Genomic DNA, 12,271 nt, shown 5'->3' with positions numbered 1-12,271 from the left:
GGTTCACTTCTCAGCATATCGTATACTACAAGTAGGAGAAAAATGAATTATGAATGAACGTACGGCAAACGCCACAGTAATAATTGATGTCCCAGCCGCGAAGGTCTGGGAAGCACTGACGAAACCTGAACTAGTTAAGCAATACTTGTTCGGAGCAGAGGTTGTCTCCGACTGGAAGGTTGGCGGACAACTTAACTATCGGGGTGAGTGGGAAGGTAAGCAATATGAGGACAAGGGAACTATTCTTGAGATCAAGCCAAATGAACTTTTAAAAGCCACCTACTTTAGCCCTATGAGCGGTCGTGAAGACAAGCCTGAAAACTACAGTACACTTACATACACTCTGTCTGAGACAAACGGCCCAACAACCCTTACTATAAAACAAGAAAACAATATATCGAAGGAAGCCACTGAGCAGTCAGAGAAAAACTGGAACATGATTCTACAGGGCATAAAGAAGCTCCTAGAAAACTAGGAGTAGCAGCAAAATAAAGATAGGCCAAGCCTAATTACGTCCTGAATCTAAGATGTACGATAATGGCTGCAAGCACAAATCCTACAGAAACAATGAAGGTGCATAAAGGTATCCGAATATTGATACTTTCCCCTGCAATGGCCCTGGAAAAGCCAAAGTTATATGATAGATAAGTAATAAGAACCGAAAGAACAAGACAACTACCACTTATAATTTTCGATTGCAATTGAGTCATATACGTAGATTATCATAAAAAATAAACGGTCTTAGAATATACCCGTCTAGCTTTGCCCAACTAGAGCAATTACTCAGGATTATTAACCGTCCCATGCATGCCAACGTTATTACTATAATAACGATATGATACAAAAACTTCGTGCGAATGTCCTGTATGTTACCTTCATTACGAAGATGAAGAGATCGCTAAAGAGTGTGCCATCTACTGTCAGGAGCATATGGAATGTAGTCTGGAGATTACCAAACAATCAATCGAACGCAAGAATGCAGCGAAAGTCTCTACGCACATCGAACCTAAGTCTAAATAGCCAAGAAACATCGAGAAAACACTCAAACGAAGACGTTTTTATCTCTCACGACCTTTACACCATAAAAACCCGAAGGTATCTTGCTTAACTTGATTCAAAACTTGTTATAATCGATATAATATGATTTAATAATTATTGAGTCCACCACTTCACAGTTGGTGATACTATCATAGAATTAGGACGGTAGAGATGTCTTCCATACTTGACGCGTTCTTGAAGCGCTCGCGTCGCAAGGCGATGCAGACCCCTGAGTTCATGTCACTTCTGCCCACCGCAATCACGGACTACGCTGCAACCCGCAGCGACGAGGACTGGCAAGGCATCGTCGACTTCCTTAAAATCACAGGCGTTCTGCCAAAGAACGCAACTGTCGCGTCCACTGGCACTTACCGTGCCGAAGTGGACGCGCTGCTCGACTCTAAGCAGTCCTGAGATAGTGCGACACGGAGTGACAACCACTCCGTGTCGCACGTGCCGTCCTAATTCTATAAAAAACAATCTGATCCTGATGTCTATCGGGTTCTTTTTATTTCTAGTCAAGCAGCGCCACTAAGTTCTGAACCGTCTTAGGCGCCGAAGCATCTCCGCTAGTAAGCAGAGAAAGAGCCGCAGCAATGCCCGAGCTGACAAACGGTCTAAACTGGATGTATGCTTCCGCGTATGCCCAGAACAACCTGCCTGGTAGCTCGGGGCTTTTTAAATTTGTCCATGCGACAGTATACGTATTTGGAATCTTGCCCTGCATACGTTCGTATTCTTCGCTCTGCTCCATAATATGTGGTTCTCCTGTAAGAATCGAACAGAGGAAATAATTATGTCGTGATTCATCTGATAGAACATCCTGAGTCGCCAGAAAACTATCAATCCGCACGGTCAGCCCTAGTTCTTCTTTTAGCTCACGAACGACAGCTTGTTGTGGTGTTTCGCCCGGTTCTAGCCCGCCACCCGGTATAGAGAGCCAGTCATCGATACCTCCTTCAACATTCTGTCTGGTTCGTCGTATTAATAGAAGTAAGCCATCATGAATAATTACTCCACGTGCTGTTTCTCGAATAGGCTGATGCATGCCTCTATTCTACCACGCCTAACAGATAGAATTCTTTTTACCTTTAATACAATGTACATAAAAACTGTTGACCATTGCACTACAGTATGACTAATAGAATGCTTCATAATGGATGGCAGATGAAATGGGCATCACGCTATAATTCAAAATCACGCGGTTTCACAATCGTCGAGCTTTTAATTGTTATCGTCGTCATTGCCATACTTGCAGCGATCGTCATCGTGGCCTACAACGGCGTCCAGAACCGTGCAAAAGATGCAGCGCTCAATGACGAAATCCAAAAATTACAAAGTGCAGTCGAACTGTACAATACCGACAATAGTACCTACCCCAAGTCAGCTACCTGGGGACAGATGGGACTGGCAGATTCGACAGGTGTTTGGCCTATCCAAAATATGGCAGCTGATGGCGTAAAGGCGAAGCTCCTGATATCGCCATACGACACATCAGGGGCTGCAAACTCAATTGAGGAGGAGGCCGCCTGGACTCAGTCTGGACATGCACAAAATGGCAAGATCGGTTGGGTCTCCATAATCGACCCAGCACTCGATGCCTCTGCTGGACACTGGACATGCTTCAATCCTGGTGAGGTCTGTGTTGGCTACCGTTTCTGGTGGCGAACAAGCGATGGGACACTTCACACGGTTGCAGGCGGTCAAAATCAACCATCACCATAATATATGTGATTGTGGTGGTTTGGTGGCTCTGGGGGGTATAACGGGAGCGGTCACAGCCGTACGGTCCATAGCAATAAGTACTTTTGAGACGTCGGTATCGGTATTGACTATACGAAAAATATCATCATCATCGGTCAAAGAGATGGTAAAATTGAGCGTATGGTACGGTATGCTTAAGTAATGAATTCTCTACAATCAGTGATAGCTTATTGGCGCGACTGCATTAAATCCGAAGGTGCGCTCGATCAGAGCTTCGGCATTAAAAATGGCTCATTCGCCATAAAAGATCGGGTCCGCGCACGATTATTCGAAGGGAAATTTGATCCTTTTATTTTTAGTCCTAGCAATACAGATTACTTTTTAGAAAAAGGGAAGACCGCTGAACTTCTCATTCAATCTCAGTCTAAGGGTCAAGACGTCTTCTTTGGATATCCTCTGTTAATGTTTTACGATGCTAGTAGAAAAGAAAATCGAGTTGCTCCTCTTTTTATCATACGACTTGAGGTAGTCACACAATCTAACGGCGCTACTCTTTCACGTGCCGAAGCAATACCGTCTCTTGGAAGTGCTGCGTTTGAGAAATTAGGCCTTAATCAAGACGAGATAGTAGCACTCAATACGGAGATTAAGGCCGTCTTTGAGGCAAACAAGACTTCAAAACTTGATACCGTTTTGTATCTATTAGAGAAAGAAACCCATTTGAACCTTATAGAGGGAATACACCCGCAAGCGCTCTCACCAGTCTCAACCATACACCCATACGACGGAACCGTTGTTTACAACAAAGCCATAGTCTATGCAAGTGATGCCACAGTCTACAATCTCCACGTTCTTAACGATCTCGAAAAACTTGCAACCAAAGAAGATTTAGACACAAGTTCACTAAAATATATTGATAATCTAAGCTCCAGTAGTTACGAAAGTATAACGCCCACACTCCCTTTTCTATATGATGAGTATCAATTACGAGCCATCCAACACATTCTCGGTAGCGATCACACCGTCGTAACGGGACCACCCGGTACCGGAAAAAGCCAATTCATCGCCAATTTAATTATTAATTTGTTTCTGCAAAATAAAAAGGTACTCTTCGTAAGTCATACGGGCGAAGCAGTTCGAGTGGTCAACGAGCGTATCAATAACGATTTTGCTAACCTCATAATGCAGACCGGTAAAAAAGATGTCCGACAAGACTTGGGCCGCCGACTTGAAGCGATGGTGGCACGGTATAACGACCAACAGGCGTCACTTGCCGAAGATCTTCCATTTAAACCGATTGAGAAGAAGTGGAAACAGATCAAAAGAGAAGGTAACTACATCAAGCGCACTAGTTCTTACTATAAGGGACTCGAGTGGTTGTTAACGCAACAAGACCAGCTAGGTTCGTACCCGAAAACAATACGACTTTTAGGCAAATACAGCCTCGATATACCCACTCAACTAATTAGCTCCCTCTTGCGTCGTCGTCGATCTGGCCACGAGGTAATGAAAAAAGTTGACAAACTTAAAATGCAGCACGTAGACATGAGTCAGAAATATGTTAAGGCAAACTATTTAAAATTAATCCTTGGAAATGGTCTCTACGGAGATCTTGTTGCTTATGTAGACGCAATACAAAATAAAAAGTTTATATACGGACATAAGCAAGACGATAGTGAAAAATATATTCATACCGCGTTAAGTGCAATGAACATATGGTCTTGTACGCTGAAATCACTTGCGGCAACCTTTCCCCTTCAGCCAAATATATTTGACTACGTAATATTCGATGAGGCGTCGCAGATCGATCTTTCCTCGGCAGCACCTGCGCTATATCGAGCGAAGCGAGCGGTAATTGTAGGGGATGAAAACCAGCTTAGTCACATCGCACGTATCACGCCAACTCTCGAAGAAGAGCTCGCCAAGAAACATCAGATGAATAGCCAGCGTTTTTATCCTGCACTCGTACGGTACACGGACACATCTTTATTTAGTTCTGCAAAAAAAGCACTTAAGGAACCTGAACAGGAGCTAAAGAATCACTACCGGTCAAATGCACTTATAGCAAACTTATTCAGTAGTGTTTTTTATGGCGGCAAACTAAAGATTCGCGAGCCCGAGATGACTCTACCTGAGGATATCGCTCCCGGGGTATACTGGGTTGACGTTGAAGGAGCTACATACAAACATAAGACAGGTAGCAAATATAATCGCCGTGAGGTATCCTACATTCTTGAGATCATAGAACGGCTATTGCCCGTTGCCAACGAGCAAGGTCTAACTATCGGTATAGCAACACCATACTCCAAGCAACGGGATATCATTGTCGAAGAGTTAGCAAAAAGATTTTCCGTAGAAGAATTACGCAACGTTCGTACGCTTACTGTTCATAAATTCCAGGGTTCTGAAGTTGATATACTTCTCTTTTCAGTGGTAGTCGCCAAAGATGGAGATGGAGGATCTGACTTTTGGTATGTCAAGAATAAACAAATTCTGAACGTGGCCATATCAAGAGCAAAGCAGCTCTTGCTTATTGTAGGCGACAATAAATTCGCATTAAAAAGTAGTTCAAAATTGAAGGACATTGCCGAGTACTGCAGTCATGTCAGCGACAGTGATCACAAGAACACTCCCAATCGTCCAATGAATATCTTTGAGAAACAGTTATTACATCTACTCAAAAATACAGTCCCTACAGAATTTACCATTGAACCTCAATACGTAGTCGACGGTCGTTTCACGGTAGACTTCGCAATTATTAATGACATTAAAAAAGTTGCGATAGAATTGGATGGTAGTCAACATGAAATCGTAGGAGGTCTGCCTGTATTTGAAGATACTCGAAGAGATGCATATCTCAACAAGAATAGCTGGGACGTTTTAAGGGTACCCGTACATAAGCTTATCTCGGATCCGCGAGAGATAGAACTAAACGTCTTGCAAACCCTTTCTTAACACAGAGCTCTGAGAGGAGTACAGCCACAACATGGGAGCCTTCGAATGCGTATACCTATACTAAAAAGTGTTTCAAGGGCTCTTGTGATATCATAAGATTACTGTTCGTACGAGCATGGAGGTGGGGGATATGTCCCTCAAGGGTCGTCGTAAGCGGCAGCACAACAAGCCTGGATCTCACGTCGACAAGTACCTCGGACTGGCCGAAAAGTCACGTCAGGCCAATGCAGCCGACCAAACCCGCTGGGAGCGAAAGGCGGCAGAGGCCGCCCAAACCCCGACGGGAGAAGCCGAACCGACTGAGACTACTACGTAGGAGGCGAGACTCATCGTGGCACAGCCACACCTGCAGTACGAACATACCCCGCTAGGCGTAAGCCAGGCGGGGTATCGTTCTTTTCAGGTTACTCCGATTCGATGCGGAGCTTATTAACTAGCTTATTAAGCGGCCGTTCGCTTCTTTGGCGATTCTTCTTGGCACGTTCCAAATAATCTTCCAGAAGCACTTTGACACAACCCGCGATTGGGATGGAAATAATACCACCGGCAAGCCCAAATACATACAAACCAATCGTGACAGAGCCTAATACCGTAAGAGCGGAAAGTTCTAGCTTACGCGACTGGATAGTTGGTGAAATGAAATTATTTTCGATCTGTTGATAGACGATGAAGTATACAGCAAAGATAATTCCAGCCGTTAGATTATTAAATATAAGCAGTAGTGCCACGATAATACCGCCGATTGTTGCACCAAACATAGGGATAAGAGACAACGTAAAGGCGATGGCAACTGTCGGAAGCGCAAGGTTGCTTGGAACGGATGGAATAAACAAACTTAAGATAAATACCATAAGTCCAGCAAGAGTCGCGCCAATGCCTGAGACCGTTAGCTGACCAGTGACATAGCCTGTTACGACTGTATACATGCGGTGAACGAGCTGACGATGGTGCTTCATACGCTCTTCATCGTTATAGACACCCCAAATACGCTCAAGCCACATTGGGCCCTCTACGAGCATTAAGAACGAAAGCACAAGTACAAGTACTGCTGAGGCAAGCGTAGAAGCAACAGACCCTAGACCAAGCACTACATTACGTCCAGCATCAGAAGTCCAGGCAGAAGCACTATGCTTTAGAGATGCAACTATACTATCGACTTGTGGCTGTAGGTTATAGCGTGCGACGAAATCACTTAGCCCATGCCACTGCGAAGTTGCACCATCGATAAGACTCGGCACTGTTTGACTAAATTTAACTGTTTGCTGCACGATAGGTGGAACGATCAAAAAGGCAAACACAGCCAGAATAGCTACAACTAATATATAAGCTACAGCCGTACCTGCAACACGACTTTTACCAGGCAAGTACCTTGCAAGATATGTTACCGGTGCGTTAAGGGCCATTGCAAGGAAGAAGGCAATTCCAAGCAAGATGAGAGCCGTCCGTGCACTATAGATGGCAAGAATTGCAAATGCAAATCCAATTACTACCAACCAAAAGCGCACAAATGTTTTCGTGTCGATCTCTATTCTTGTTCTCATAATGGCGTTATTATAGCATCTTTCTTAAATCTACGTTTACTTCACTAAGCTAGCGCTTTCAGCTCGAGTCGTCAGTGCGAGTCGCGCATCGCTAGTTATAAGTGCTTCATTGAGAGTGTCGTTTTTGACCGCAGCCACGATGCCATCAATAAGAATATTCGGATCGATGCGAGTAGTGGTATCAAAAACATAGAGCAACATTGTGTTGCCAGCATTTAACGCTGCAACAGCATTCTGCACAGGGTCTTGATAGATAGACTCACCCGAATTCTGCAGCATACCCATAGCGTCGGTAACTATCAGACCCTTGAATCCAAGTTCATTTCGTAGAATGTCGTGCCACTTCTTAGACAAGCTTGCTGGCTGATCATCGACGGTTGCGTAACGGAGATGACCGACCATCACAACATCTGCACCAGCCGCAATTCCAGCTGCAAATGGTATTTTATCTTTCATCTGCCAGTCGGTGTACGACACGTTGATCGTAGGAATTATAATGTGAGAATTATCGATTGTTTCACCGTGGCCAGGGAAATGCTTAAGCGTAGAGAGTGTTTTACCTTTTGATCCCTCCACAGCCGCAGCCACATGGTCTGCAGCTACTTCAGGCGTTATACCAAGAGTGCGCTCATAAATAAAAGAGTTTGGATTACTCGTAACATCCGCGATAATACCGAAGTTGAGAGTGATACCCACCGACTGTACCATTGTCGATCGCTCATCAAATGCAGTTTGTACGTTAGCAGATGTTTTATTCTTAAGATTAAGTCCGCTTGGAAACATATCACCCGGTAGGCGCTTAACTGTTCCGCCCTCTTCATCAGTTGTTACCAGCCGTGGAAACTGCACATCACCTCCACGTAGAGCGGCCGTTTCCGCTTTAAGTTGCGTATCTGTCGCGGGAATGTTCTCGCCCATTAAAATAGCTCCGCCGAGTTTGTTAGTGTCCGCATATTGCCCAAGTAGGCCAGCGTCAGTTCCTGATACGTTCGTTATAAGAAGGCTTGCCACTTTATCACGAAGTGACATTTGCGAGAGACGCATGTCAACAAGAGAGGGCGGAGTGGGTTGAGGCTGTTTTGTGCCCTGCACAACCGAAGGGTTAGGTTTTTGTTCAGTTTGGTGACCATACCAATACCATAAAGACGTAGCTGCAAGCAGGACAAGAACACTCATAATTATCCATGCTCGTCTCATATATACTTAGTATACCCTTATAATCTCACCATAAAAGCATGATTTGCTATACTAATGATAAATACCAAGGAGGGAATTTATGCATCAACCACTCACGATAGCTGTTCTAGCCGGCACCACCCGTAAACAGCGCCGATCAATCCACGCAGCACACTTTGTAGCTGAATTTGGTCGCCAACTAGAAGGCATTGAAATCATATTCGTTGATCCAACCGAACTCCATCTTGAAGGTGACGGCAACGACCCCGAGGGCAAAGATCCTCGCTATACAGAGATAACGAAAAAAGCCGATGCATTTTTTGTGGTAACACCAGAATATAATCACAGTTTTCCAGGTAGTCTCAAGCGTATGCTCGACAGCGAGCTCGCTAATTACAACCACAAACCTGTCGCATTTGCAGGTGTAAGCGACGGAAACTGGGGAGGCACGCGAGCCGTTGAGTCTCTTGTGCCTGCCGTTCGCGAGACGGGACTTGTTGTTATGAGCTGGGATGTGTACTTTCCTTATGTGCAAAACATTTTTAATGAGACGACGGGTGAGATCCAACCTGATTTTTCGGAGCGCTACAAAACTTCACTGGGAAAACTATACAAAGAACTCATTTGGTTTGCCGACATGTTAAAAACAGCACGCGAAAAAAAGGAGGCGTAATGGCAACATTCTCATTCGATATTGTTTCTGAGTACGATAAAGCGGAGATGAATAACGTTTTTGCCGGCACCGAACGTGAGATAGCAACACGATATGATTTTAAGGGTACGCCTGCTACAATTGAGTGGCTTGGCGATAAAACAGGGTTTAAAGTCATAGGCGCAAACCAATGGCAATGCGATACGATCCTTGATATTATCCGCAAGAAACTAGCCGCTCGTGAACACAGCGCTAAGGTTCTCGACCTATCTAAAACACCTGTCGAGAGTAATCTCAAAACGACCTGGGAAATTCCATTCAAACAAGGGCTCTCACAGGAAAATGCCAAAGCGATTGCTAAGCAATTGCGTGAAGAGGTGCCAAAGGTAAAATCTCAAATACAGGGTGACGCAGTGCGCGTAACTAGCAGCAGTAAAGATGAACTGCAAAAAGTCATGTCGTTATTGCGAGGTGGCGATTACGACTTCCCACTGCAATTTATTAATTACCGCTAGCGTGATAAAATGAGAAGCATGAAAAGTAATCCGGTTCTTGTTAGTATTGACCATTTTCGTATGAATTTTGGTAAAACCACCGTTATTAAAGATTTATCGTTCAATGTTCGAAAAGGTGAAACATTTGGCTTTTTAGGTAGTAATGGGTCTGGTAAGACAACTACTATTCGAGCTTTGCTTGGTATTTATTTACCGACCGACGGCATACTAACAATCAATGGAGCACCTTATACAGTAGACGGTGATGTTAAGCTTGGCTATCTTCCCGAGGAGCGCGGACTCTACAAAAAAGAAAGGGTCCTCGATACAATGACCTACTTTGGACGATTGAAGGGTTTGTCACATAGCGCGGCAGAGCAATGGTCGCTAACCTACCTGAAAAGAGTTGAACTCCTCGACAAAGCTACGACTCGTCTTGATAAGCTTTCTGGCGGACAGCAACAGAAAGTACAACTCGGCATCGCGGTTATGAACGAACCGGATCTACTTATTTTGGACGAGCCAACTAAAGGCCTCGATCCTGTAAACCGACGCCTTCTGATGAGCATCGTTGAGGAGCATCAACAAAAAGGCGCGACCGTTATTTTTGTTACTCACCAAATGGAAGAAGTTGAACGACTTTGCGACCGTATTTTGCTACTAAAAGACGGTGAAAGCAGACTCTACGGCACGATCGATGAAGTAAAGGAACAATTTGGCGGTAAAATACTCGAGATCGTATCCGATCAAACGGTACCTGCTAATGACAAGCTCTACACCATTCAGCGTAAAGAAGGTAAGGTAACGACTCTAGAGCCGAAAGGTGATCTCCTTGCTATTCAGCGATCACTTACCACAGCGGGAGTAGCTTGTGTTCGCTTTGAACTTAAGCGCCCATCGCTGGATGACATTTTTGTAGATATTTACGGAGCAGCCGCAAAAGAGGAGGGCTACCATGCATAATTTAGGCACTGTCGTTCGATTTGAAATTGCACGAACACTTAAGAAACGAAGCTTTTGGATGGCTGCTCTCGCCATGCCTGTTATCTTGGGTGTTATTGGCGCAGTCGTTTATTTTTCTAATAAGGCAAGCGACACTCAAAGCAAGAGCCTTGCTGACGAGCATTATACTGTCGGAGTGACAGACAACTCACATCTTATTGCTCCGGGTTTCCTAAAGTCGATAGGAGCCGTCTCATTTACAACTCAAACCCAAGGTGAGCAAGCTGTTAAGTCAGGCGCGATCGATGCATACTTCTACTACCCAGCTAACGTGAATAAAGAAACGGTGCAAATCTATGGCAAGGAAGTAGGCATCTTTGATGATAGTCGCTATCAAAGCCTTGCAACCCTCTTGCTAACACAGTCGGTTGCGGCTAAAGCCGACCCTAGCCTGGTTGCCATTCTACAGAACCACGTCAACTATAACGCAACTACCTACACTAACGGTCAACAAGATAAAGGCTTTTTGAAGCTTATTGCTCCAGGATTGTTCTTGGTATTGTTTTACTTTATGATTGCCACGTTCGGTAATCAAATTCTTACCAGTATTACTGAAGAAAAAGAGAACCGTGTCATTGAGATGATTCTTGCAACCATTAAGCCAACGACACTTCTTGTAGGTAAATTACTGTCATTAATTGTTCTGGCGCTTATTCAGATGGTGGTTATTTTAGTACCAGTCATCGCAGGCTATTTTACATTTAAAAATCAGCTCGCACTTCCAAGCTTCGATCTCTCGACCATTCCGCTTGATCCGCTTGCAATCACATTAGGAGCGGTCATTTTTATTGTCAGCTACCTTATGTATACCGGTATCTTAATGACACTCGGTGCGGCGATGCCAACTGCTAAAGAGGCTGGCGGATTCTTTGGCGCAGTCATGGCATTAACATTCGGGCCACTATACGCCGCGCCATTATTCGTAACCGCGCCGGATTCCCTCATCGTACAGATACTCAGCTACTTTCCACTTACCGCGCCTATTCCACTTCTTCTAAGAAACGCCGTTGGCAATTTGCAGCTCGTCCCTGCGCTTATATCAATCGCCATTCTAATCGCGACTACCATTCTAGCCATAAGTATTGGCGTAAGAATCTTCCGTTTTGGTGCACTTGAATACAGTCGCAAACTCAGCGTAAGAGAAATATTTGGTCGAAAAGCTTAGACTATGACAGCGTAGCTATTAGCGCGACGAGCACTAGGCATACCACAGCTAAAACTGCCACTGCAAAGGTCATCTTATTCGGCTCAAAATCAACCTTTTTTACCGCTTTTTTGGTTGGCTTTTTGATTGGTTGTTTCGTCATGTTTTCAGTGTAGCCCACCAAAACCATAAGTACAATGATTGTTTGACTATAACTGCTAGACAATGTATAGTATTAATTATGGAAACGGCAACAAAACCCGTTGGTTGCGTTCAAGCAGCAACAGATATACTTGGCGACAAATGGACACCACTTCTTTTGCGATACTTTTTAAACGAAGAAACGGTACGATTTTGCCAGCTGCAAGATCTGACCGGTGGTATTAACCCTCGCACACTTTCTGCTCGACTTACATCACTAGAGCAAGCAGAAATCATTGAAAAACTTCCTGCAAGTGGTTCGCGTTGTGATTACAAGCTGACCGAAAAAGGGCAAGGATTACTCCCAATCTTGCACAGTATGGAAGAGTGGGGTGAGAAATACGCTCCCACCAGTCTTTAAGTT

At 44.4% G+C, this 12,271-nt stretch carries 14 protein-coding genes; 10 read left to right on the top strand and 4 right to left on the bottom strand.

What is annotated here, in order from left to right; all coding sequences use genetic code 11:
- Positions 1-49 precede the first annotated feature (49 nt).
- Both VLG36_04910 and VLG36_04905 read left to right on the top strand, forming a co-directional pair.
- The gene (locus tag VLG36_04910) at positions 50-475 is read left to right on the top strand and encodes an SRPBCC family protein (protein HSW78113.1); all 426 of its coding nucleotides are present in this window, start codon (positions 50-52) and stop codon (positions 473-475) included.
- 734 nt (positions 476-1,209) lie between these two features.
- A complete protein-coding gene (locus VLG36_04905; GenBank protein ID HSW78112.1) occupies positions 1,210-1,452 on the top strand; it encodes a hypothetical protein in 243 nt (80 codons plus the stop codon).
- A 100-nt stretch (positions 1,453-1,552) separates the two neighbouring features.
- On the opposite strand, the gene VLG36_04900 is transcribed toward VLG36_04905, so the two are convergent.
- Positions 1,553-2,086 carry an NUDIX hydrolase gene (locus tag VLG36_04900; GenBank protein HSW78111.1) on the bottom strand — a complete coding sequence of 178 codons (534 nt, stop codon included), beginning with the start codon at positions 2,084-2,086 and terminating at the stop codon, positions 1,553-1,555.
- An 86-nt stretch (positions 2,087-2,172) separates the two neighbouring features.
- Here VLG36_04900 and VLG36_04895 point away from each other — a divergent pair, with 86 nt between their 5' ends.
- The 3 genes from VLG36_04895 (at position 2,173) to VLG36_04885 (ending at position 6,013) form a co-directional block, all read left to right on the top strand.
- Positions 2,173-2,763, top strand: a complete 591-nt coding sequence (locus tag VLG36_04895) for a prepilin-type N-terminal cleavage/methylation domain-containing protein (GenBank protein HSW78110.1) — start codon at positions 2,173-2,175, stop codon at positions 2,761-2,763.
- A 180-nt stretch (positions 2,764-2,943) separates the two neighbouring features.
- Positions 2,944-5,697 carry an AAA domain-containing protein gene (locus VLG36_04890; protein ID HSW78109.1) on the top strand — a complete coding sequence of 918 codons (2,754 nt, stop codon included), beginning with the start codon at positions 2,944-2,946 and terminating at the stop codon, positions 5,695-5,697.
- Between the two features lie 130 nt (positions 5,698-5,827).
- Positions 5,828-6,013: a hypothetical protein gene (locus tag VLG36_04885; GenBank protein HSW78108.1), complete on the top strand. Its 186-nt coding sequence runs from the start codon at positions 5,828-5,830 to the stop codon at positions 6,011-6,013.
- 88 nt (positions 6,014-6,101) lie between these two features.
- On the opposite strand, the gene VLG36_04880 is transcribed toward VLG36_04885, so the two are convergent.
- Together VLG36_04880 and VLG36_04875 are read right to left on the bottom strand one after the other, a co-directional pair.
- A complete protein-coding gene (locus VLG36_04880; protein ID HSW78107.1) occupies positions 6,102-7,238 on the bottom strand; it encodes an AI-2E family transporter in 1,137 nt (378 codons plus the stop codon).
- Between the two features lie 36 nt (positions 7,239-7,274).
- On the bottom strand, positions 7,275-8,435 hold the full coding sequence (locus tag VLG36_04875) for a glycoside hydrolase family 3 N-terminal domain-containing protein (protein ID HSW78106.1): 1,161 nt from the start codon (positions 8,433-8,435) through the stop codon (positions 7,275-7,277).
- Positions 8,436-8,514: 79 nt separating this feature from the next.
- Between VLG36_04875 and VLG36_04870 the strand changes: the two genes are divergently transcribed.
- Genes VLG36_04870 through VLG36_04855 form a run of 4 tightly spaced genes read left to right on the top strand, consistent with a single transcriptional unit; the run spans position 8,515 to position 11,727 of the window.
- Positions 8,515-9,087, top strand: coding sequence for an NAD(P)H-dependent oxidoreductase (locus VLG36_04870; GenBank protein ID HSW78105.1), 573 nt, complete (start codon positions 8,515-8,517; stop codon positions 9,085-9,087).
- Entirely contained in the window at positions 9,087-9,581 is a 495-nt protein-coding gene (locus tag VLG36_04865) for a YajQ family cyclic di-GMP-binding protein (protein HSW78104.1), read from the top strand. Before VLG36_04870 ends, VLG36_04865 begins: the two co-directional genes overlap by 1 nt.
- An 18-nt stretch (positions 9,582-9,599) precedes the next feature.
- A complete protein-coding gene (locus VLG36_04860; protein HSW78103.1) occupies positions 9,600-10,523 on the top strand; it encodes an ATP-binding cassette domain-containing protein in 924 nt (307 codons plus the stop codon).
- Positions 10,516-11,727, top strand: a complete 1,212-nt coding sequence (locus VLG36_04855; protein HSW78102.1) for an ABC transporter permease — start codon at positions 10,516-10,518, stop codon at positions 11,725-11,727. Before VLG36_04860 ends, VLG36_04855 begins: the two co-directional genes overlap by 8 nt.
- A 1-nt stretch (position 11,728) precedes the next feature.
- Here the strand turns inward: VLG36_04855 and VLG36_04850 are convergent, their stop codons facing one another.
- Positions 11,729-11,869 carry a hypothetical protein gene (locus VLG36_04850; protein ID HSW78101.1) on the bottom strand — a complete coding sequence of 47 codons (141 nt, stop codon included), beginning with the start codon at positions 11,867-11,869 and terminating at the stop codon, positions 11,729-11,731.
- A gap of 78 nt (positions 11,870-11,947) precedes the next feature.
- Here VLG36_04850 and VLG36_04845 point away from each other — a divergent pair, with 78 nt between their 5' ends.
- Complete coding sequence (locus VLG36_04845) at positions 11,948-12,268, top strand: helix-turn-helix domain-containing protein (protein HSW78100.1); 321 nt, start codon at positions 11,948-11,950, stop codon at positions 12,266-12,268.
- The last annotated feature ends 3 nt before the right edge of the window (positions 12,269-12,271 follow it).

The organism is Candidatus Chromulinivoraceae bacterium, from assembly GCA_035478595.1.
Taxonomy (GTDB): domain Bacteria; phylum Patescibacteriota; class Saccharimonadia; order Saccharimonadales; family Saccharimonadaceae; genus CAMLKC01.
This window is presented reverse-complemented; position numbering and strand designations above follow the sequence as displayed.